Here is a 21840-nt window from a genome sequence, read left to right on the forward strand (position 1 = left end):
CCCGCATTCCTCGGTGAAACCGGGAGCGGAAGGTAGAGTCCAGCGGCGTGCACCTGAAGAGCCTGACCCTGCGCGGGTTCAAGTCATTCGCCTCGGCGACGACGCTGCGGTTCGAGCCCGGCATCACCTGCGTCGTCGGCCCGAACGGTTCCGGCAAGTCCAACGTCGTGGACGCGCTGTCCTGGGTCATGGGCGAACAGGGTGCCAAGTCGCTGCGCGGCGGCAAGATGGAGGACGTCATCTTCGCCGGCACGACGGGACGGCCGCCGCTCGGCCGCGCCGAGGTGTCACTCACGATCGACAACGGCGACGGCGCGCTGCCGATCGAATACGCCGAGGTCACCATCACGCGGATCATGTTCCGCAACGGCGGCAGCGAATACCAGATCAACGGCGACACCTGCCGGTTGCTGGACATCCAGGAACTGCTCTCCGATTCCGGTATCGGCCGCGAAATGCACGTGATCGTCGGTCAGGGCCAGCTGGATTCGGTTCTGCACGCCGATCCGACGGGCCGCCGCGCCTTCATCGAGGAGGCGGCCGGCGTCCTCAAGCACCGCAAGCGCAAGGAGAAGGCGCTGCGCAAGCTGGACGCCATGCAGGCCAACCTGGCCCGCGTCCAGGACCTGACGGGTGAGTTGCGCCGTCAGCTCAAGCCGCTGGGACGGCAGGCCCAGGTGGCCCGCCGGGCGGTGGCCATCCAGGCCGACCTGCGCGACGCCCGGTTGCGGCTGCTCGCCGACGACCTGGTCACGCTGCGGGAGGCGCTACGCGCCGAGGTCGCCGACGAGGCCGCGCTCAAGGAGCGCCGCGACGCCGTCGAGACGGACCTGGCGGCCGCCGTGCGGCGGGAGGCGCTGCTGGAGGAGCAGGTCAGAGCGCTCACCCCGCGGCTCGCCGACGCCCGGGCCACCTGGTACGGACTGTCGCAGCTGGCCGAGCGGGTCCGCGGCACCATCGGACTGGCCGAGCAGCGGGTACGCCATGCCACGGCGCAGCCCGCCGAGGAGCGGCGCGGCCGCGACCCGGAGGACATGGAACGCGAGGCCGCCCGCATCCGCGCCCAGGAGGCGGAGCTCACGGACGCGCTGGAAGCGGCCCAGCGGGCCCTGGACGACACGGTCCGGCACCGCGCCGAGCTGGAGCGACGCCTCGCGGAGGAGGACAAGGCCCTCAAAGTCGCCGCCCGCGCCATCGCCGACCGCCGTGAGGGCCTCGCCCGGCTGCAGGGCCAGGTCAACGCCGCGCGCTCCCGGGCCGCGTCCGCCGAGGCGGAGATCGGCCGGCTGGCCGCCGCCCGCGACGAGGCGCGTGAGCGCGCCGAGTCCGCCCAGGAGGAGTACGAGGAACTCCGGGCCCGGGTCGAGGATCTGGACGCCGACGACCTCGACCTGGACGAGCGCCTCGCGGCCGCCGAGGACGAGCAGACGCGCGCCGACGAGGCCCATTCCGCCGCCCGCGAGGCCGCCACCGCCGCCGAGCGCCGGCGGGCCGCCGTCGCCGCGCGTCACGACGCCCTCGCCCTCGGCCTGCGCCGCAAGGACGGCACCGGTGCGCTGCTCGCCGCCGGCGACCGTCTGGCCGGGCTGCTCGGCCCCGCCGCCGAACTCCTCACCGTCGCTCCGGGCCACGAGGTGCCGGTCGCCGCGGCGCTGGGCGCCGCCGCCGACGCCGTGGCCGTGACCGGACCGTCAGCCGCCGCCGAGGCCCTGCGGCTGCTGCGCAAGGACGACGCGGGCCGCGCCGCACTGCTCCTCGCCGGTGGCACCGCCCCGCAGCAGAGCGCCGAGGCGCCGCCGGGCGCGCGGGCGGCCGCCTCGCTGGTCACCGGCCCGGACGAACTGCTTCCCGCTGTGCGCCGCCTGTTGCGGGACTACGTCGTCGTGGACAGCCTCGCCGACGCCGAGGCGCTGGTCGCCGCCCGTCCGCTGCTGATCGCGGTGACCGGGGAAGGCGACGTCCTCGGCGCGCATTTCGCTCACGGCGGTTCGGCCGGAGCCCCCAGCCTGCTGGAGGTCCAGGCGGCCGTCGACGAGGCCGCCGCGGAGATGGAGGCCCTGGCCGGGCGCTGCGAGGCGCTCGCGGAGGAGCAGGCGGCGGCCGAGGAGCGCAGGGCCGCGGCCACCCGGGTGGTCGACGGGCTGACGCAGCGTCGACGGGCGGCGGAGAAGGAGAAGTCGGCAGTGGCGCAGCAGCTGGGCCGGCTCGGTGGACAGGCCCGTGCCGCGGCGGGGGAGGCGGAACGCGCCGCCGCCGCCGTGGGCCGGGCAGAGGAGTCGCTGGCGGCCGCGAGAGAGGAGCTCGAGGAGCTCTCCATCCGGCTGGGCGAGGCGGAGGCCGCTCCCGCCGACGAGGAGCCGGACACATCCGCACGGGACCGGCTGGCCGCCGACGGGGCCAACGCACGCCAGACCGAGATGGAGGCGCGGCTCCAGGTCCGTACGCACGAGGAGCGGGTCAAGGGCCTGGCCGGCCGCGCCGACGGGCTGGACCGCGCCGCCCGCGCCGAGCGCGAGGCCCGGGCCCGCGCCGCCCGTCGCAAGGCGCGCCTGGAGTACGAGGCGCAGGTCGCCTCCGCGGTGCTGAAGGGCGCGCAGGGCCTGCTGGCCCATGCCCAGGTCTCGCTGGGGCGCGCGGACGAGGAGCGGGGCGCGGCCGAGCGCGCCAAGGCCGAGCGCGAGGCGGAACTGGACACCGCGCGCCGCCTGGGCCGGGAGCTGAAGTCCGAGCTGGACCGGCTGACCGACTCCGTCCACAAGGGCGAGGTGCTGGGCGCCGAGAAGCGCCTGCGGATCGAACAGCTGGAGGGCCGGGCGCTGGAGGAGTACGGCGTCGAGCCCGAGGGCCTGGTGGCGGAGTACGGAGCCGACCAGCTCGTGCCGCCGTCGCCCCCCGCCGAGGGCGAGGTGCTGCCGGAGGACCCCGAGCACCCGCGCAACAGGCCGCGGCCCTACCACCGGGCGGAGCAGGAGAAGCGGCTGAAGGCGGCGGAGAAGGCGTACCAGCAGCTGGGCAAGGTCAACCCGCTGGCGCTGGAGGAGTTCGCGGCGCTGGAGGAACGGCACCAGTTCCTCTCGGAGCAGCTGGAGGACCTGAGGAAGACCCGGGCCGACCTGCTCCAGGTGGTCAAGGAGGTCGACGAGCGCGTCGAGCAGGTCTTCACCGCCGCCTACCACGACACGGCGCGCGAGTTCGAGGGCGTGTTCTCCCGGCTCTTCCCCGGTGGCGAGGGCCGACTGATCCTCACCGACCCCGAGAACATGCTCACCACCGGGGTGGAGGTGGAGGCCCGTCCGCCCGGCAAGAAGGTCAAGCGGCTGTCGCTGCTGTCGGGAGGGGAGCGCTCGCTGACCGCGGTGGCGCTGCTGGTGTCGATCTTCAAGGCCCGGCCGAGCCCGTTCTACGTGATGGACGAGGTCGAGGCCGCTCTGGACGACACCAACCTGCAGCGGCTCATCGGCATCATGCGGGAGCTGCAGGAGAGCTCGCAGCTGATCGTCATCACCCACCAGAAGCGGACCATGGAGGTCGCCGACGCGCTGTACGGCGTCTCCATGCAGGGCGACGGCGTGTCGAAGGTCATCAGCCAGCGACTCAAGGCCTGAGGCCGGCAGCGCCCGGCACGGCGTCCGGGGACGCTCAAGGCCCCCGGCCGTGCGGTCAGCCCGCCAGGCGCGGCAGCACCCGCTCCGCGAACAGCCGCAGACTCCGCCATCCCTCCTCGACCGGCATCCCCCCGCACAGCGGGTGCAGCACGAGGGCGGCGGCCGGGTCGGAGGTCGTCTCCGCGTAGGTGACGCACTCGTCGGGGGTGAGCACGCGGTAGAGGCCCTCGTGGCGCAGTTCCTCCGGGCAGGCCGCGGTGGAGAGCACCGCGGAGCGGTTGCCGGCCGACTGCCAGGAGGCGTAGGCGGCGGCCTCGTGGAACAGGTGCCGGCCGTACTCGGCCCAGGTGCGGTCCGGGTCCTCGGACAGGTGCAGCAGCGGCAGCCGCGGCGGGGGCATCAGGCACCAGCCCTCGGTACCGTGCTCGGCGAGCTGCCGCAGGTAGTACGTCTCCAGCTCCGGCAGGTGGGCGCTGGGGAAGAAGGGGAGGCCGAACCGCGCCGCCCGGCGTGCCGCGGCCCGCGAGCTGCCCCCGACGAGCAGCAGCGGGTGCGGGGAGCTCCGAGGTCGGGGCGTGACCCGGACGGTGCGGCCGCGGAAGGCGAAGGGCTCACCGGTCCAGGCCTTCAGGAGCGTGTCCAGCAGTTCGTCCTGCAGGGCGCCGCGCCTGCGCCAGTCGACCCCGTGGGCCGCGTACTCCTCGGGCCGGTAGCCGATGCCGGCGACGGTGACCAGCCGTCCCTCGCCGACGTGGTCGAGCACCGCGAGGTCCTCGGCCAGCCGCAGCGGGTCGTACAGCGGCCCGATCAGCGCGGAGACGGTGACGGTGATCCGGCGGGTCGCGCCGAGGACGGCCCCCGCGAAGGGGAGGGGCGAGGGCAGCCAGCCGTCGGGGGAGCCGTGGTGCTCCTCGGTCTGGACAGTGGCGACGCCGTGCTCGTCGGCGTAGGCCGCCATCTCCAGGGCCGCGCGATAGCGGTGCGCCGGCGCCCCTGACGAGGCCGCGGGGCCGGCGAGGTTGAAGCGCAGGACGGTGGCGGGCATACCCCGACGTTACCTGATGGAACGTCAGGTCGACGGAGTCGGGGAGGCCCGCCGGGTGGTACCCGGGAGGGCGGGCCGCGTGACCGATACTGGACGGGTTATGGAAACCGTCATTCTTGCCGTAGTCATCGCCCTGGTCGTGATCCTCGCGGCCGGCGGGCTGGTGGTGGGCAGCCGCCGCAGGAAGCAGCTGCCCCCCGCGCCTCCCGCCGAGCAGCCGACGATCACCGCGCCTCCCGCCGAACCGCACGTCGGCGAGGAGGCCGAGGCCCCGCGGGACGAGCCCCGCCGGACCATCGAAGAGGTCGAGCTCCCCGAGTCCGAGGACGCCTCCGCAGGCGGCGTCCTGGTCGAGGAGCGTCCGGCCGCCCCCGAGATCGAGCGGCCCGAGCCCGCCGCAGGCCGCCTGGTGCGGCTGCGCTCCCGGCTCTCCCGTTCGCAGAACGCGCTCGGCAAGGGGCTGCTCACGCTGCTCTCGCGCGAGCACCTCGACGAGGACACCTGGGAGGAGGTCGAGGACACCCTGCTCACCGCGGACGTCGGCGTCGCCCCCACCCAGGAGCTGGTGGAGCGGCTGCGCACCCGGGTGAAGGTGCTCGGCACCCGCACCCCCACCGACCTGCGGCAGCTGCTGCGCGAGGAACTGCTGACCCTGGTCGGCACCGACCTGGACCGCTCGCTGCGCACCGACGGCGTGCCGAACGCGGACGGGGCCGACCAGCCGGCGGTGCTGATGGTCGTCGGGGTCAACGGCACCGGCAAGACCACCACCTCCGGGAAGCTCGCCCGTGTCCTGGTGGCCGACGGCCGCAGCGTCGTGCTCGGCGCCGCCGACACCTTCCGGGCCGCGGCCGCGGACCAGCTGCAGACCTGGGGCGAGCGGGTGGGCGCCCGCACCGTGCGCGGGCCCGAGGGCGGCGACCCGGCGTCGGTCGCCTTCGACGCGGTCAAGGAGGGCATCGCCGAGGGCGCGGACGTCGTCCTCATCGACACCGCGGGACGGCTGCACACCAAGACGGGCCTGATGGACGAGCTCGGCAAGGTCAAGCGCGTCGTGGAGAAGCACGGCCCGGTGAACGAGGTCCTGTTGGTCCTGGACGCCACCACGGGCCAGAACGGCCTGGTGCAGGCCCGGGTCTTCGCCGAGGTGGTCGACATCACCGGCATCGTGCTCACCAAGCTCGACGGCACCGCCAAGGGCGGCATCGTCGTCGCCGTCCAGCGCGAGCTGGGCGTCCCCGTCAAGCTGATCGGCCTGGGCGAGGGACCGGACGACCTCGCGCCGTTCGAGCCCGAGGCCTTCGTGGACGCGTTGATCGGCGCGTAACCGGCGGCCGCCGGCACCCGCGCCCCGTTGCACAGGACATGACAAGGGGCGCACTCCCGGGAGTGCGCCCCTTGCTCGTGGCCTCACGCGTGCGCGCGGTCCCGTTGGCAGACGTACGCCAGTGTGCCGAGCAGCAGCCGGGCCTCCGGGGGCCGGCGGGCGGCGTCGAGAGCCGGCGGCCGCAGCCAGCGGACCGGGCCCAGTCCGCCGAGGTCGGAGGGCGGGGCGGTCACATGGTCGCCCGGCCCCAGGCAGCGCAGGTCGAGGTCGGCGTCGTCCCAGCCCATGCGGTACAGCAGGTGCGGGAGCTCGGCGGCGGCCCCCGGCGCGACGAAGAACTGCGCCCGGCCGTCCGGGGTGGCGACGACCGGACCGAGCCGCAGCCCCATCCGCTCCAGACGCACCAGAGCGCGCACGCCGGATCGTTCCGCCACGTCGATCACGTCGAAGGCGCGCCCCACGGGAAGCATCAGCGCCGCGCCCGGCACACGCTCCCAGGCGGCCACGGCCTCCTCGAGGGTGGCCCCGGCCGGCACCTCGCCGGCGAACTCCAGCACATGGGCGCCCGGCGCCCGGCACTCCGGGTCGCCGCAGGAGCACTGACCGCCCCCGCGGGTGGCGCGCGCGCCGGGCGCCACGGCCCAACCGCACAGCCCGGTGTACTCCGCCACGGTGGTGCACGCCGAGGCGTGCGTCCGGCGGCGCGCGCCGGAGCGGATGTGACGCATCTCCCGCATGCTGCCGATCGTGAAGCCCATGACACCCCCAACGGGTCGCCGTCGCCGATGGTTACGCCCCTGCCTGATCGGCATGTGTCAAGTGAATCGCGCCCCGCGCGCATCGAGTTCATTCATTGGGGTGGCGAATGGTGGCGTTTTCGCTGAAGGCGTCGCCGGACGGGTGATCGTAGGATTACTTTCGGTTCACAAGCCCCGGGAGTGTGCGCGGTCCGGCGGGTATGCCGGAGGCAAGACCCGTAGGACACTGAGGCACATGGGGCCAAGGCAACAGCCCTCATCCCCGGAGGTGTTGGGCGACGGAATGGGGGCGTCACGGTGGGCGGCACACAGGACAAGCAGCCCAACGCGCAGTTGACCTCTTGGTTTGTGCGCAGCGGCTGGTCCAAGGGCGAACTCGCCCGTCAGGTGAACCGCAGAGCGCGCCAGATGGGCGCACTGCACGTCAGCACGGACACCTCACGGGTGCGCCGCTGGCTGGACGGCGAGCAGCCGCGCGAGCCGATCCCGCGCATCCTGTCCGAGCTGTTCTCCGAGCGCTTCGGCACCGTCGTCCCGGTGGAGGACCTGGGGCTGCGCCCCACCCAGCAGCCGCCCGCGTCGACCGGGGTGGACCTGCCGTGGGCGGGGCCGCAGACCGTCCAGCTGATCCACGAGTTCTCCCGCAGCGACCTGATGCTGGGCCGCCGCGGCTTCCTCGGGACCTCCCTGGCGCTGGCCGCCGGCCCCGCACTGGTCGAGCCCATGCAGCGCTGGCTGGTGCCCACCTCCGGGTCAGGGGCCGACGTCCCCCCGCCGCGCGAGCCCGGCGCCAGGGTCCGGCTCTCCGAGCCCGAGCTGCAGCTGCTGGAGGCCACCACGGTGATGTTCCGGCAGTGGGACAACCAGTGCGGCGGCGGTCTGCGCCGCAAGGCCGTGGTGGGTCAGCTGCACGAGGTCACCGACCTGCTCCAGGAGTCCCACCCGCAGTCCGTGGCCAAGCGGCTCTACCGCGTCACCGCCGAGCTCGCGGCGCTCGCCGGCTGGATGTCGTACGACGTCGGCCTGCACCCCACGGCGCAGAAGTACCTGGTCCTGGCCCTGCACGCGGCCAAGGAGGCCGAGGACCGCCCGCTGGGCGCCTTCGTCCTGTCCAGCATGAGCCGCCAGATGATCCACCTGGACCGGCCGGACGACGCACTGGAACTCATCCACCTGGCGCAGTACGGCAGCAGGGACAGCGCGAGCGCCACCACCCAGGCGATGCTCTACGCGGTGGAAGCCCGCGCCTACGCCAACATGGGCCAGGTCGGCAAGTGCCATCGCGCCGTGCGCATGGCCGAGGAGTCCTACGCTGACTCCCGGCCCGCCGAGGACCCGGACTGGATCAGCTTCTTCAACGAGGCGGAGCTCAACGCCGAGAACGCCCACTCCTACCGCGACCTGGCGTATGTGGCCGGCCGCAGCCCCACGTACGCGTCGCTCGCCCACCCGGTGATGCAGGAGGCCGTCAGGCTGTTCGCGAAGGACACCGTCCACCAGCGCGCCTACGCCCTCAACCTGATCGGCATGGCCACCGTGCACCTGCTGCAGCGCAGCCCGGAGGAGGCCGCCCACCTCACCGTCCAGGCGATCGACGTCGCCAAGAACGTGCGCTCCGAGCGGGTGAACACCCGTATCCGCAAGACCGCCGACACCGCTCTGCGCGACTTCGGCGAGGTCGCCGAGGTCGCCCAGCTCAGCGAGCGGCTGGCGGCCGACCTTTCCGAGGTCGCCGCGACCGCCTGAGCGGGCGGTCCGCACCCCCGCACGCCGGCCGCGGCCGGCCATCCCGACAGCCCGACTCGGCTCCCCCATGCCAGGTCAACCGGGTGGCCCGCCGCGGCCGGTCCTCGTCACCGGACCGGCGCCTCGTCGCGCCGCGCCGATGCGTGCCTGTGCGCGCCGATGTGCGCCGGCGTGTCCCTTCGCCGGCGTGGCGAGGTTTGCACACCCCGGCACACGCGGCACGTATACAGCTCGTCGACCGGCCCGAGGGGCGACCGAGTCGTGACGGCGTCGTCATGGGCGGCGCCCAGCGGGGCCGCGGTTCACCGTGACGTAACACGGACGACTTCTTCGTCACGGTCACGAAACACCCAATGGCGTCGACGGTAACCCGATTGGGACAACCTCAAGGCGAAAACCGGCCCATCGAGCCCGCTTCCCGTACGGGCCGTTCGGATGACGAGGAGACGCCGATGGCAGCAGGCTTCATGACGCTTGCCGCAGACAAGCCCACGCTCGACAGCGGTAGCACGGCGTTCATGCTGCTGAGTGCAGCGCTGGTGCTCGTGATGACCCCCGGCCTCGCCTTCTTCTACGGCGGCATGGTGCGGGTCAAGAGCGTGCTGAACATGCTGATGATGAGCTTCATCGCCATCGCCATCGTCACCGTGTTGTGGACGCTCTACGGCTTCAGCGTCGCATTCGACTCCGGGAACGCGTTCTTCGGCGGCTTCGACTGGGCCGGCATGCGCAACATCGGGATCAACCAGCTGTGGGACGGCTACACCATCCCGGTCTACGTCTTCGCGGTCTTCCAGCTGATGTTCGCGATCATCACACCCGCCCTCATCAGCGGCGCCCTGGCGGACCGGGTGAAGTTCACCGCCTGGACCCTGTTCGTGGCGCTGTGGGCCACGGTCGTGTACTTCCCGGTCGCCCACATGGTCTGGGCGTCCGACGGCTTCCTCTTCACCCGCGGCGTGATCGACTTCGCCGGCGGTACGGCGGTGCACATCAACGCCGGTGCCGCCGCGCTCGGCGTGATCCTCGTCATCCGCAAGCGCGTGGGCTTCAAGAAGGACCCGTTCCGGCCGCACAACCTGCCGCTGGTCATGCTCGGCGCGGCTCTGCTGTGGTTCGGCTGGTTCGGCTTCAACGCCGGCTCCTGGCTCGCCTCGGACGGCGTCGCCGCCGTGGCCTTCACCAACACCCAGGTCGCCACGGCCGCCGCGATGCTGGGCTGGCTCGCCTACGAGAAGATCAAGCACGGCTCCTTCACCACCCTGGGCGCCGCCTCCGGCGCGGTCGCCGGCCTGGTCGCCATCACCCCGGCCTGCGGCTCGGTCAGCCCGCTCGGCGCCATCGCCGTCGGTGTCATCGCGGGTGTGGCCTGCGCCGCCGCCGTCGGCCTGAAGTTCAAGTTCGGCTACGACGACTCCCTCGACGTGGTCGGCGTCCACATGGTCGGCGGCATCGTCGGCTCCCTGCTCATCGGCTTCTTCGCCACCGGCGGGGTCGGCCAGACCGCCAAGGGCGTCTTCTACGGCGGCGGCTTCGACCAGCTGTGGAAGCAATTCCTGGGCGTCGGCGTGGTGCTGGCCTACTCGCTGGTCGCCTCGGCGATCCTTGCCAAGCTCATCGACCTGGTGATCGGATTCACCGTCAGTGAGGACACCGAGGTCGCGGGCATCGACCAGGCCGAGCACGCGGAGACCGGCTACGACTTCGCGGGTGTGGCCGGCGCGGTCCGCTCCGCCCTTTCCTCCCTGGACAGCAGCAGCGGTGCCGGCACCGAGGCGGCCGGCGCCCCGTCGAAGAAGGTGGACGCGTGAAGCTCATCACCGCGGTCGTGAAGCCGCACCGGCTGGACGAGATCAAGGAGGCCCTGCAGGCCTTCGGCGTCCAGGGCCTGACGGTCACCGAGGCCAGCGGCTACGGCCGTCAGCGGGGCCACACCGAGGTCTACCGTGGTGCGGAGTACACCGTCGACCTCGTGCCCAAGATCCGCATCGAGGTGCTCGTCGAGGACGGCGACGCCGAGCAGGTGATCGATGTGATCGTCAAGGCGGCCCGCACCGGCAAGATCGGTGACGGCAAGGTCTGGAGCCTTCCGGTCGAGACCGCCGTACGGGTCAGGACCGGGGAGCGCGGCCCGGACGCACTCTGAGGACGCGGGGGCGCGGCCGGGACTCCGGCCGCGCCCCTTCGCATCACCGAACCCGAGCGGTTCCACCGCACAGCCCGCGACTGGAGACAGTGTGACGGAGAACGTCGACGCGAAAGCCCGCGACGGACACGCCCCCGCGGGCTACGCGGCGGCCCGGCTGGCCCTCCTGAACGGCGGAGGCCCGGCCGGGCCGCCGCGGCGCAAGGCGCTGGCGGGCCTCACCGACACCTGGCTCGCCGACCTCGCCCGCGGGGCGGCCGAGCGGACCGGGACGACCGGCTGGTCCCTGGTCGCCGTCGGCGGCTACGGCCGCGGCGAGCTCTCCCCGCGCAGCGACCTCGACCTGCTGCTGCTCCACGACGGCTCCGCCGGGCCCGGGGCCATCGCGGGCCTCGCCGACGGCATCTGGTACCCGGTCTGGGACCTGGGCGTCGCCCTCGACCACTCCGTCCGCACCCCCGTCGAGGCCCGCAAGACCGCGACCGAGGACCTCAAGGTGCACCTCGGCCTGCTCGATGCCCGCCACCTCGCGGGCGACGTCGCCCTCACCGCCTCCCTGCGCTCCGCCGTCCTCGCCGACTGGCGCAACCAGGCCCCCAAACGGCTGCCCGCACTCCATGAGCTCTGCCTGGAACGCGCCGAACGCCACGGCGAGCTCTCCTACCTGCTCGAGCCCGACCTCAAGGAGGCGCGCGGCGGGTTGCGCGACGCCACCGCACTGCGCGCCGTCGCCGCCTCCTGGCTCGCCGACGCGCCCCGCGAGGGCCTGGAGGGGGCGCACACCCGGCTGCTCGACGCCCGGGACGCCCTCCACCTGGCGACCGGCCGCGCCACCGACCGGCTGGCCCTGCAGGAGCAGGACCAGGTGGCCGGCGCACTCGGCCTGCTGGACGCCGACACGCTGCTGCGCCAGGTGTACGAGGCGGCCCGCACCGTCGCCTACGCGTCCGACGTGACCTGGCGCGAGGTCCGCCGGGTGCTGCGCGCCCGCCAGACGCGGCCCCGCAGGCGCGGGCTGCTCGGCCGGTCCCGCCCCGAGCAGGGGAACACGCCGGTGCGCACCCCGCTCGCCGAGGGCGTCGTGGAGCACGAGGGCGAGGCCGTCCTCGCGCTGACCGCACGGCCCGAGCGCGACCCGGTCCTGCCGCTGCGCGCGGCCGCGGCGGCCGCCGAGCACGGTGTGCCGCTGTCACTGTATGCGGTCCGCCGACTGGCCGTGGCCCAGGCGGGCCGGCCGCTGCCGGTGCCGTGGCCCGCCGAGGCCCGCGAACAGCTCGTCACGCTGCTCGGCGCGGGCGAGTCCACCGTGCAGGTGTGGGAGGCCCTGGAGGCCGAGGGCATGATCACCCGATTCCTCCCCGACTGGGAGCGGGTCCGCTGCCGCCCGCAGCGCAACGCCGTGCACGTCTGGACCGTCGACCGGCACCTCGTCGAGTGCGCGGTGCGCGCCTCGCGCCTGACCCGCCGGGTCGGACGTCCCGACCTGCTGCTCATCGCCGCCCTACTGCACGACATGGGCAAGGGCTGGCCCGGCGACCACTCCGAGGCCGGCGAAGTCATCGCCCGGGACGTCGCGGGCCGGTTCGGCTTCGGCCAAGCCGACGTGGAGACGCTGGCCCTGCTCGTCCGCCACCACCTGCTGCTGATCGAGACCGCGACCCGGCGGGACCTGGACGACCCCGCCACCGTGCAGGGCGTCGCCGACGCCGTACGCGACACCGAGACACTGGAACTGCTGCACGCCCTGACCGAGGCGGACGCCCTCGCCACCGGCCCGGCGGCCTGGAGCGCCTGGCGCGCCTCACTCGTCGGCGACCTGGTCAAACGGGTCTCCGCGGTCCTGGCGAACGGGGCGGTGCCCGAGCCCGCCGACCGCGAGCCCACCGCGGAGGAGGAGCGCCTGGCCGTCGAGGCGGCGCGCACCGCGGGCCCGGTCATCGCGCTGCACGCCCACGCCGAGCCGGACCCCGACGGCGCCGCCCCGAGGACCGCGGAGGGCGAGCCCGAACCCGTCGGCGTCGAGCTGCTGCTCGCCGTCCCGGACCGCCCGGGGCTGCTCGCCGCGGCGGCGGGCGTGCTCGCCCTGCACCGCCTCACCGTCCGCGCCGCCGACCTGCGTGCGGTCGACCCCATCGGGGAGGGCCCGGTGACGCTGCTGCGCTGGCGGGTGGCCGCCGAGTACGGCTCGCTGCCCGAGGCGGCACGGCTGCGCAACGACTTCGCCCGGGCCTTCGCCGGCTCCCTCGACATCGAGGCACGGCTGGCCGAGCGCGAGTCGGCCTATCCCCGCCGTCGCGGGGTCACGCCCCCGCCGCCGCGCGTCACCGTCGCCCCCGGCAGTTCCAGCGCCGCCACCGTCATCGAGGTCCGCGCCCATGACGCCCCCGGGCTGCTCCACCGCATCGGCCGGGCACTGGAGTCCACGGGTGTGAACGTCCGGTCGGCCCGGATCAGCACGCTCGGAGCCAACGCGGTGGACGCGTTCTACGTCACCGACACCTCGGGCGATCCGCTTCCCGACGTCAGGGCGGCCGAGGTCGCCGACGAGGTCGAGCGGGCGCTGCGCTGACGCGGTGGAGACCATCGGCGGGTCGTGCGGATACCCTTGAGGACGACTATCACCCGCCCCCGACCTGAGGATCCGCGACCGACGTGTTCGACACCCTTTCCGACCGCCTCGCAGCGACGTTCAAGAACCTCCGGGGCAAGGGCCGCCTCTCCGAGGCGGACATCGACGCCACGGCGCGCGAGATCCGCATCGCGCTGCTGGAGGCGGATGTCGCGCTGCCGGTGGTCCGTGCCTTCATCAAGCAGGTCAAGGAGCGGGCGACCGGGGCCGAGGTGTCCCAGGCGCTCAATCCCGCCCAGCAGGTCATCAAGATCGTCAACGATGAGCTCATCGGCATCCTCGGCGGCGAGACCCGGCGGCTGCGCTTCGCCAAGCAGCCCCCGACCGTCATCATGCTCGCCGGTCTGCAGGGTGCCGGCAAGACGACCCTGGCGGGCAAGCTCGGCCGCTGGCTGAAGACCCAGGGCCACACCCCGCTGCTGGTCGCAGCCGACCTTCAGCGCCCCAACGCCGTCAACCAGCTCCAGGTCGTCGCGGAGCGCGCCGGCGTCGCGGTCTTCGCACCGGAGCCCGGCAACGGCGTGGGCGACCCGGTCCAGGTCGCCAAGGACTCCATCGACCACGCGCGCAGCAAGCAGTACGACGTGGTCGTCGTCGACACCGCGGGCCGCCTCGGCATCGACGCCGAGATGATGCAGCAGGCCGCGGACATCCGGGACGCCGTGCGGCCCGACGAGATCCTCTTCGTCGTCGACGCCATGATCGGCCAGGACGCGGTCAACACCGCCGAGGCCTTCCGCGACGGCGTCGGCTTCGACGGCGTGGTGCTCTCCAAGCTCGACGGCGACGCCCGCGGTGGTGCCGCGCTCTCCATCGCGCACGTCACCGGCCGCCAGATCATGTTCGCGTCCAACGGCGAGAAACTGGACGACTTCGACGCCTTCCACCCGGACCGGATGGCCTCGCGCATCCTGGGCATGGGCGACGTCCTCAGCCTGATCGAGAAGGCCGAGCAGACCTTCAGCCAGGCCGAGGCCCAGAAGATGGCCGAGAAGCTGGCCAAGGGTCCGAAGGAGTTCACCCTCGACGACTTCCTCCAGCAGATGGAGCAGGTCCGCAAGATGGGCTCGATCTCCAAGCTGCTCGGCATGCTCCCGGGCATGGGCCAGATCAGGGACCAGATCAACAACCTCGACGAGCGCGACGTGGACCGCACGGCCGCGATCATCAAGTCGATGACCCCGGGCGAGCGCCAGGACCCCACGATCATCAACGGTTCGCGCCGCGCCCGCATCGCGCGCGGTTCCGGTTCGGACGTGAGCGCTGTGAAGAGCCTGGTGGAGCGGTTCTTCGAGGCCCGCAAGATGATGTCGCGGATGGCTCAGGGCGGCATCCCGGGGATGCCCGGCATGCCGGGCATGGGCGGCGCACGCCAGAAGAAGCAGCAGAAGAAGGCCAAGGGCAAGCGGCAGAGCGGCAACCCGCTCAAGCGGGCAGAGCAGGCGAAGGCGGACGCCGCCCGTCGCGAGCAGCAGGCCGGCGGCGCCTTCGGCCTGCCGGCCGGCCAGGAGGGCCAGAACTTCGAACTGCCCGAGGAGTTCAAGAAGTTCATGGGCTGATCCGGGCCCGGCGAGCTTCGGCGGCGGCACCCCTCGTGAGGGGGAGCCGCCGCCGTACGTGCATGATGGACCCATGCGCGTACACATTCGCCCCCCGGAGCCTGCAGACGCTGCCGCCTACCGGGAGGCGGTGCTGCGCTCCGCCGAGCACATCGGACGCTGGAACCCGGTCGAGCCGGACGGGCTGCCCGAACTGCTGCGGCGCCAGGGGCCCGCGCTGCGGACCTTCCTCGTGCTCGACGAGGAGAGCGGCGGCATCGTCGGCAAGTGCAATGTCGCCAACATCGTCATGGGGCGCTTCCGCAACGCCAGCCTGGGCTACGACAGCTACCTGCCCTTCGCCGGCACCGGGCGGATGAGCGAGGGCCTGCGGCTGGTCGTCGACCGCTGCTTCACCCCCGAACCCCGGGGGCTGGGCCTGCACCGGCTGGAGATCAACGTGCAGCCGGAGAACGAGCGCTCGGTCGCCATGGCCAAGCGCCTCGGCTTCCGCCACGAGGGCTTCACACCGCGCATGCTCTACCTGAACGACGCCTGGCGCGACCACGAGCGCTTCGCGCTCACCGCCGAGGAGTGGCCCGGGGTTCGAGGGAGCTCGGGACCGGAGTCGCCCGGGGCCTGAGGCGCCCAAGTCCGAGGCGGCCCCGGGCCTGAGGGCCCGGAGCCCGAGGCGGCCCGAGGCCTGAGGGGCGCCGGAGCGGCACTGTCCTTATTGTCAAGTTATGGGTAATCCCGTACCGCCCCGGCAGAATCCGGACGACCCATGGCGGACGGAGGGCGCGCCGCCCTCGCCGCCCACCCGGCGACGGCGCCGCCTGGGCGGCTGGGGCGGCATGATCCTGACGGCGCTCGCCGTCTTCCTCATCACCGATCTGGTGCTCTCGTTCCTCGCCGGCGGACCCCGGCCGACCACCATCTCCTACACCGAGTTCGGCCGGCAGCTCGCCGCGGACAACATCTCGAGGATCTACTCCAAGGGCGACTCCATCGAGGGAGAGCTCAAGCGCAAGCAGGACGTGCCCGGGGCGGACGAGGGCACCTTCATCCAGTTCAAGACCCAGCGGCCGGTCTTCGCCGACGACGACCTGTGGGCGACGCTGGCCAAGAACGACGTCACCGTCACCGCCGAACCCGTGGTGCAGCAGCGCGGCCTGCTCTACAACCTGCTGCTCTCGCTCGCCCCGGTGCTGCTGCTCGTCGTGCTGTGGCTCTACGTCTCCCGCAGGATGAGCAAGCTCGCGGGCGGTCTCGGGGGCCTCGGGGGCCTCGGCGGCATCGGCCGCAAGGGCCCGCCGCGGCCGGTCGTCCCCGAGGCGGGCCGCCGTACCACCTTCGCCGACGTGGCGGGCATCGACGAGGTGGAGGCCGAACTCGACGAGGTCGTCGACTACCTCAGGCGCCCGCAGGCCTACCGGGCGCTCGGAGCCCGGATGCCGCGCGGCGTGCTGCTCGCCGGACCGCCCGGCACCGGCAAGACCCTGCTCGCCCGGGCGGTGGCCGGCGAGGCGGACGTGCCGTTCTTCTCCGCCTCCGCCTCCGAGTTCATCGAGATGATCGTGGGCGTGGGGGCCGGCCGGGTGCGCGAGCTGTTCGCCGAGGCCCGCAAGGTCGCTCCGGCGATCATCTTCATCGACGAGATCGACACCATCGGCCGCGCCCGGGGCGCCGCGGGCGGCGTCGGCGGCCACGACGAGCGCGAGCAGACCCTCAACCAGATCCTCACCGAGATGGACGGCTTCTCCGGCTCCGAAGGAGTCGTCGTCATCGCCGCCACCAACCGGCCCGACGTCCTGGACCCCGCCCTGACCCGGCCGGGCCGCTTCGACCGCGTCGTCCACGTCAGTCCTCCCGACCGCGCGGGCCGCGAGGCCATCCTCCGCATCCACCTGCGTCCGGTGCCCCTGGAGAGCGACATCGACCTGACGTCGGTGGCCCGTGCCACGCCCGGCATGACCGGCGCCGAGCTCGCCAACCTCGCCAACGAGGCGGCGCTGCTCGCCGTCAAGCGCGGCAAGCGGGCCGTCGGGCAGAGCGAGCTCACCGACGCCCTGGAGAAGGTGCAGCTGGGAGCGGCACGCCCGCTCGTCATCCCGGCCGAGGAACGCCGCCGCACGGCCTACCACGAGTCCGGGCACGCCCTGCTCGGCATGCTGCACCCGGGCGCCGACCCCGTACGCAGGATCACCATCGTGCCGCGCGGCCGCGCCCTCGGCGTCACCCTCTCCACCCCCGACTCCGACCGCTACGCGTACACCGAGGAGTACCTGCGCGGCCGGATCATCGGCGCCCTCGGCGGCATGGCCGCCGAGCACGTCGTCTTCGGGGTGGTCACCACCGGCGCCGAGAACGACCTGGAGCAGGTCACGGGCGTCGTCCGGGGCATGGTCGGCCGCTGGGGGATGAGTGAGAGGATCGGCCCGCTCTCCGCGCTCCCGGCCGACTCCCAGCAGCCCTACGGACTGTCCGCCGCCCCCGCCACCCTCGACGCGATCGACACCGAGATGCGCAGGATCGTGGACGAGTGCTACGAGACGGCCTGCCGGCTGCTGAGCCGGCACCGCGAGCAACTGGACGCCCTCGCGGAGCGGCTGCTGGAGGCGGAGACGCTGGATGAGGACGAGGCGTACGCGGCGGCGGGCATCCCGCGGCTTGCGAAGGCCGAGCAGCGGTGACCCGGCCGCGGGACGCGCCGCGCTACACCACCCGGGCCACCAGGTAACGGAACACGTTCTCCATCCGGACCGTACCGTCGGCGCGCCGGTACGCGTGCAGCGCCTCGCGCAGCTCCTTGCCCACCTGGTCCTGGTCGGTGGCCGCCACGGCGGCGTCGAAGAGCCCGGTCGAGATCAGGCCGCGCACGGCGCTGTCCATGTCGGGGTAGCCGAACGGGCAGGACACCCGTCCTGAGCCGTCCGGACGCAGCCCCGCGTCCCGCGCCAGCAACTCCAGGTCGTCCCTGCCGCTGAGCCGGACCGCGGCCCCGGCGGCCCCGGCGGCCCCGGCGGGCGCTCCGGCGGTGGCGCCGCGCGGCTCGGCCAACCGGGCCGCGACCCGCAGCACCCGCCCGCTGGCGCAGCGCTCGGGCGGCCCCCAGCCCGCCAGCACGACGGGACTGCCCCGCTCGGCCAGGCCCGCCGCGGCCCTCAGCGCCGGGACCAGCGCCTCGGGCGCCGCACCCGGGTCGAGGGCGGTGACCACGGTGAACGGCGCCCCGTCCGTCGCGGACACCGCTCGCGGGCCGCCGGACACGAGCCGGGTGCGGCCGTGCGCCCGGGCCGGCGCGCCCCACTGCGGCTCGGGCAGCAGACGCTGCCGGGCCAGTGCCAGCCGCCGTTCGTCCTCCTCGCACCCCGTGACGGCGGCGCCCCGGGCCGAGGCCATCAGCAGAGCGAGGCCCGATCCGCAGCCGATGCCGAGCAGCCGGGTGCGGGGGCCGACCTCCAGCCGCTCGTGCACCGCCTCGTAGAGCGGTACGAGCATCCGCTCCTGGATCTCCGCCCAGTCACGCGCCCTGCCGTCGGTCCGGTCTGTCCGTGGGTGCCGTGCGAGCGTAAGTGTCATCGAAGCGCCCCAATCAGCCGCGTCGCAGTCTCGCCGAAAGCCTTCCTCGTACGCCCCCCGGTTACGCCGCGCATGCCGTCCGTCACGCGGCGCGCGCCCCCGGAGTCAGCCAACTCCCCTTCCGGGCCGTAGTCCAGAGGTTTGAAGGCGGGGATCGGGCGAATTCCCCGTTCCGCCGATTCACGCCCGGCGCCGCTGGCCCCGTACCATCTGCGGCATGGCAAAGGCTCCCGTACTCACGCCCCAGGCGGACGACTTCCCGCGCTGGTACCAGGACCTGATCAACAAGGCCGAACTGGCCGACAACGGCCCGGTGCGCGGCACCATGGTGATCCGACCGTACGGGTACTCGCTGTGGGAGCGGATGCAGCAGGAGATGGACGCGCGGATCAAGGAGGCGGGCGCCCAGAACGCGTACTTCCCGCTCTTCATCCCGCAGTCCTACCTGACGCGCGAGGCCGAGCACGTCGAGGGCTTCGCGCCGGAGCTGGCCGTGGTCACCCACGGCGGAGGCAAGGAGCTGGAGGAGCCGGTCGTGGTCCGGCCCACCTCCGAGACGATCATCAACGAGTACTTCTCCAAGTGGGTGCAGAGCTACCGCGACCTCCCCCTGCTGATCAACCAGTGGGCCAACGTGGTCCGTTGGGAGATGCGCTCGCGGCTCTTCCTCCGTACGAGCGAGTTCCTGTGGCAGGAGGGGCACACCGCCCACGCCACCTACGAGGACGCCCGCGACTACGCGGCGATGATCCACCGCGACGTGTACGGCGACTTCATGACCGAGGTCCTCGGCATCGACGTCGTCCTCGGCCGCAAGACCGCCCGCGAGCGCTTCGCCGGCGCGATCAACACCCTCACTCTCGAGGGAATGATGGGCGACGGCAAGGCGCTGCAGCTGGGCACCAGCCATGAGCTCGGCACCAACTTCGCCAAGGCCTTCAACACCTCCTACCTGTCGAAGGAAGGGCAGCAGGAGCTGGTCTGGCAGACCTCCTGGGGCGTGTCGACCCGCATGGTCGGCGGACTGATCATGTCCCACGGCGACGACAACGGACTGCGCGTGCCGCCGCGGCTGGCGCCGGTGCAGGCCGTCGTCCTGGCGATCAAGGGCGACGACGCGGTCGTCGCCAAGGTCCGCGAGATCGGCGACCGGCTCAAGGCCGCGGGCGTGCGCGTCCAGGTCGACGTGCGCACCGACACCCCGTTCGGCCGGCGCGCCGTGGACTGGGAGCTCAAGGGCGTCCCCGTCCGGGTCGAGGTCGGCCCCCGAGACCTGGAGAACGGCACCGCGATGCTCGCCCGGCGCATCCCCGGGGGCAAGGAGCCGGTGGCGATCGACGAACTGGCCGCGCTGCTGCCCAAGGTGCTGGAGGAGGACCAGGCCACGCTGCTGCGCCAGTCCCGCGAGCGCCGCGAGTCCCGCACGGTCGACGTCGCGACGATCGCCGAGGCCGCCGAGGCCGCGGCCACAGGCTGGGCCCGCATCCCGTGGGCGGACCTCGGCCCGGAGGGCGAGGCCAAGCTGGCCGAGCAGGGCGTGTCCGTGCGCTGTCTGGTCACCGCGGAGGGCCAGGTGCCGGAAACGGACGACGCGCCGGGTACCGTCGCGATCGTCGCGCGGGCATACTGACCGTCAGCCGACCGCCGATTGACTGAAAAGCGACGTACGTAATCGGCGGTACGTCCGGGCTTGAGGCGGGTGCGTGACTTCTCCGCTGTCCTCCGCACCCGCCCTCGGCCGTACGCATCATCCGGAACTGACCAGTACGTGCAAAATATTTGGGATGGCCCGGAATCGGAACACTGGGCGGCCCCGGCTCGTTGTCACGACGTGAGCACGACACCACCAGTCCTCGCCGCCGAGCTGGCAGTCGCTTGGGCCGACATTCAACGGCACCACCCCGAACTGCCCGACCTGGCCGCCCCCGAGTCCCTGATCGGAGAGTCCTCGTCCGCGTGCGGCACGGAGCTCTCCTTCGAGCGCCTGCTGCACGAGGCCGTCCACGGAGTCGCCGCCGCGCGCGGCGTTCGGGACACCTCGCGGGCGGGCCGCTACCACAACCGTCGCTTCCTGGCCATCGCCGACGAGCTCGGCCTGGACCACTCCGAGGAGCCGCATCCGAGCAGCGGCTTCTCCCTGGTCCAGATGCGCCCGGAGACGAAGAAGCGCTACCGGGCGACGATCGACCGTCTGCAGCGCGCGCTCAGAGCCCACACCGCGGCGACCGCCGCCGACACCACGCGCAGCTTCCGCGGGCCCGCGGCACGGCACGGCTCCTCGGGTGGAGGCGTACGCGTGAAGGCGGTCTGCGACTGCGGGCGCAACGTCCGGGTCGTGCCGTCCGTGCTCGCGCAGGCGCCGATCGTCTGCGGGGCGTGCGGTACACCCTTCCGGATCCCGGAGGCCGCGGCGGTCGCGTGAGCGCCCGCCGCCCCGCCGCGGCGCGGTGACGCACGGTGTGACGGAGCGGCATCGGGCGGCCGAACGCACGGTGCGGCGGGACCATGGGCGCGGCGGCACGGGGGAAGCCGCCGGTGCGGTCGCCGCCGTACGGTGGCCTGCCCGCCGTATGGCAGAATGGTCAGCTGAGCACTCGGCAGCCGTGCAGGACCCCTCTCTCCTTCGGCTGACGCGTCCGTCGGGCAACCGGCTCCACAACCCCACGTGGTGTTCCGGCCTGCCCAACCACGTCAACACCAGGAGAACCCACTCCCGTGGCAGTCAAGATCAAGCTGAAGCGTCTGGGCAAGATCCGTTCGCCTCACTACCGCATCGTCGTCGCCGACTCCCGCACCCGCCGTGACGGCCGGGCCATCGAGGAGATCGGTCTGTACCACCCGGTCCAGAACCCGTCGCGCATCGAGGTCGACGCCGAGCGCGTCGCGTACTGGCTGGGTGTCGGCGCGCAGCCGACCGAGCCCGTGCTCGCCATCCTGAAGAAGACCGGCGACTGGCAGAAGTTCAAGGGCGAGCCGGCTCCGGCCCCGCTCCTGGTCGCCGAGCCCAAGGCGGACAAGCGCGCCCTCTTCGAGGCCGCCGCCAAGGACGCCGGTGACGAGCCCAAGGGTGAGGCCATCACCCAGAAGGCCAAGAAGTCCGACAAGAAGGACGAGGCCGCCGAGGCGGCCGAGTCGACCGAGGCCTGATCGTGCTCGAGGAGGCCCTCGAGCACCTGGTCAAGGGCATCGTCGACAATCCCGACGAGGTGCAGGTCGCCGCGCGCACCCTGCGCCGCGGGAAGGTCCTCGAGGTCCGGGTGCACCCCGACGACCTCGGCAAGGTGATCGGCCGCAACGGCCGCACCGCCCGCGCCCTGCGCACCGTCGTGGGCGCGATCGGCGGACGAGGCGTACGCGTCGACCTCGTCGATGTGGACAACGTCCGCTGAGGTACGCAGCACCGGCACGGGCCGGGGGTGGCACTTGGGCCGCCCCCGGCCCGCGGCCTTATCCGACACGTGAGC

16 protein-coding genes are annotated in these 21840 nt (G+C 73.1%); 13 read left to right on the forward strand and 3 right to left on the reverse strand.

What is annotated here, in order from left to right; translation table 11 throughout:
* Positions 1 to 47: 47 nt before the first annotated feature.
* Positions 48 to 3605, forward strand: a complete 3558-nt coding sequence (gene smc, locus ACRWND_RS09975; protein WP_431948148.1) for a chromosome segregation protein SMC — start codon at positions 48 to 50, stop codon at positions 3603 to 3605.
* Between the two features lie 55 nt (positions 3606 to 3660).
* Here smc and ACRWND_RS09980 read toward each other — a convergent pair whose 3' ends face one another.
* On the reverse strand, positions 3661 to 4650 hold the full coding sequence (locus tag ACRWND_RS09980; protein WP_431948150.1) for an LLM class flavin-dependent oxidoreductase: 990 nt from the start codon (positions 4648 to 4650) through the stop codon (positions 3661 to 3663).
* 100 nt (positions 4651 to 4750) lie between these two features.
* On the opposite strand from ACRWND_RS09980, the gene ftsY reads away from it, so the two are divergent.
* The gene (gene ftsY, locus ACRWND_RS09985; protein ID WP_431948152.1) at positions 4751 to 5977 is read left to right on the forward strand and encodes a signal recognition particle-docking protein FtsY; all 1227 of its coding nucleotides are present in this window, start codon (positions 4751 to 4753) and stop codon (positions 5975 to 5977) included.
* An 83-nt stretch (positions 5978 to 6060) separates the two neighbouring features.
* Here ftsY and ACRWND_RS09990 read toward each other — a convergent pair whose 3' ends face one another.
* Positions 6061 to 6735, reverse strand: a complete 675-nt coding sequence (locus tag ACRWND_RS09990) for a bifunctional DNA primase/polymerase (protein ID WP_431948154.1) — start codon at positions 6733 to 6735, stop codon at positions 6061 to 6063.
* A gap of 297 nt (positions 6736 to 7032) precedes the next feature.
* Here ACRWND_RS09990 and nsdA point away from each other — a divergent pair, with 297 nt between their 5' ends.
* The 7 genes from nsdA (at position 7033) to ftsH (ending at position 17487) form a co-directional block, all read left to right on the forward strand.
* Complete coding sequence (gene nsdA, locus ACRWND_RS09995; RefSeq protein ID WP_431948156.1) at positions 7033 to 8481, forward strand: transcriptional repressor NsdA; 1449 nt, start codon at positions 7033 to 7035, stop codon at positions 8479 to 8481.
* A 452-nt stretch (positions 8482 to 8933) separates the two neighbouring features.
* Positions 8934 to 10292 (forward strand): ammonium transporter, encoded by a 1359-nt coding sequence (locus tag ACRWND_RS10000; protein ID WP_431948158.1) that lies wholly within the window; start codon positions 8934 to 8936, stop codon positions 10290 to 10292.
* Positions 10289 to 10627 (forward strand): P-II family nitrogen regulator, encoded by a 339-nt coding sequence (locus tag ACRWND_RS10005; RefSeq protein WP_431948160.1) that lies wholly within the window; start codon positions 10289 to 10291, stop codon positions 10625 to 10627. Before ACRWND_RS10000 ends, ACRWND_RS10005 begins: the two co-directional genes overlap by 4 nt.
* Before the next feature lie 91 nt (positions 10628 to 10718).
* The gene (locus tag ACRWND_RS10010) at positions 10719 to 13196 is read left to right on the forward strand and encodes a [protein-PII] uridylyltransferase (RefSeq protein ID WP_431948162.1); all 2478 of its coding nucleotides are present in this window, start codon (positions 10719 to 10721) and stop codon (positions 13194 to 13196) included.
* An 83-nt stretch (positions 13197 to 13279) separates the two neighbouring features.
* Positions 13280 to 14815, forward strand: coding sequence for a signal recognition particle protein (gene ffh / locus ACRWND_RS10015; RefSeq protein WP_431948164.1), 1536 nt, complete (start codon positions 13280 to 13282; stop codon positions 14813 to 14815).
* 73 nt (positions 14816 to 14888) lie between these two features.
* Positions 14889 to 15437, forward strand: a complete 549-nt coding sequence (locus ACRWND_RS10020; protein ID WP_431948166.1) for a GNAT family N-acetyltransferase — start codon at positions 14889 to 14891, stop codon at positions 15435 to 15437.
* 100 nt (positions 15438 to 15537) lie between these two features.
* Positions 15538 to 17487 (forward strand): ATP-dependent zinc metalloprotease FtsH, encoded by a 1950-nt coding sequence (gene ftsH / locus ACRWND_RS10025; protein ID WP_431948168.1) that lies wholly within the window; start codon positions 15538 to 15540, stop codon positions 17485 to 17487.
* 22 nt (positions 17488 to 17509) lie between these two features.
* Here ftsH and ACRWND_RS10030 read toward each other — a convergent pair whose 3' ends face one another.
* On the reverse strand, positions 17510 to 18376 hold the full coding sequence (locus ACRWND_RS10030; RefSeq protein ID WP_431948170.1) for an SAM-dependent methyltransferase: 867 nt from the start codon (positions 18374 to 18376) through the stop codon (positions 17510 to 17512).
* Between the two features lie 217 nt (positions 18377 to 18593).
* Between ACRWND_RS10030 and proS the strand changes: the two genes are divergently transcribed.
* The 4 genes from proS (at position 18594) to ACRWND_RS10050 (ending at position 21765) form a co-directional block, all read left to right on the forward strand.
* The gene (gene proS / locus ACRWND_RS10035) at positions 18594 to 20006 is read left to right on the forward strand and encodes a proline--tRNA ligase (protein ID WP_431948172.1); all 1413 of its coding nucleotides are present in this window, start codon (positions 18594 to 18596) and stop codon (positions 20004 to 20006) included.
* A gap of 201 nt (positions 20007 to 20207) precedes the next feature.
* On the forward strand, positions 20208 to 20798 hold the full coding sequence (locus tag ACRWND_RS10040) for a hypothetical protein (protein WP_431948174.1): 591 nt from the start codon (positions 20208 to 20210) through the stop codon (positions 20796 to 20798).
* A gap of 293 nt (positions 20799 to 21091) precedes the next feature.
* Positions 21092 to 21523 carry a 30S ribosomal protein S16 gene (rpsP, locus tag ACRWND_RS10045; RefSeq protein WP_431948176.1) on the forward strand — a complete coding sequence of 144 codons (432 nt, stop codon included), beginning with the start codon at positions 21092 to 21094 and terminating at the stop codon, positions 21521 to 21523.
* Between the two features lie 2 nt (positions 21524 to 21525).
* Positions 21526 to 21765 (forward strand): RNA-binding protein, encoded by a 240-nt coding sequence (locus tag ACRWND_RS10050; RefSeq protein WP_018562958.1) that lies wholly within the window; start codon positions 21526 to 21528, stop codon positions 21763 to 21765.
* Positions 21766 to 21840 lie beyond the last annotated feature (75 nt).

The sequence above is a fragment of the Actinacidiphila sp. bgisy167 genome, assembly GCF_965342175.1.
GTDB lineage: Bacteria > Actinomycetota > Actinomycetes > Streptomycetales > Streptomycetaceae > Actinacidiphila.

What these genes read in the sequence shown, in the direction of transcription:
- ftsY (WP_431948152.1), top strand. Translation starts at nt 4,751, where the DNA reads ATGGAAACCGTCATTCTTGCCGTAGTCATCGCCCTGGTCGTGATCCTC.
- ACRWND_RS10020 (WP_431948166.1), top strand. Translation starts at nt 14,889, where the DNA reads ATGCGCGTACACATTCGCCCCCCGGAGCCTGCAGACGCTGCCGCCTAC.
- ACRWND_RS09990 (WP_431948154.1), bottom strand. Translation starts at nt 6,735, where the DNA reads ATGGGCTTCACGATCGGCAGCATGCGGGAGATGCGTCACATCCGCTCC.
- proS (WP_431948172.1), top strand. Translation starts at nt 18,594, where the DNA reads ATGGCAAAGGCTCCCGTACTCACGCCCCAGGCGGACGACTTCCCGCGC.
- ACRWND_RS09980 (WP_431948150.1), bottom strand. Translation starts at nt 4,650, where the DNA reads ATGCCCGCCACCGTCCTGCGCTTCAACCTCGCCGGCCCCGCGGCCTCG.
- ACRWND_RS10030 (WP_431948170.1), bottom strand. Translation starts at nt 18,376, where the DNA reads ATGACACTTACGCTCGCACGGCACCCACGGACAGACCGGACCGACGGC.
- ACRWND_RS10000 (WP_431948158.1), top strand. Translation starts at nt 8,934, where the DNA reads ATGGCAGCAGGCTTCATGACGCTTGCCGCAGACAAGCCCACGCTCGAC.
- ftsH (WP_431948168.1), top strand. Translation starts at nt 15,538, where the DNA reads ATGGGTAATCCCGTACCGCCCCGGCAGAATCCGGACGACCCATGGCGG.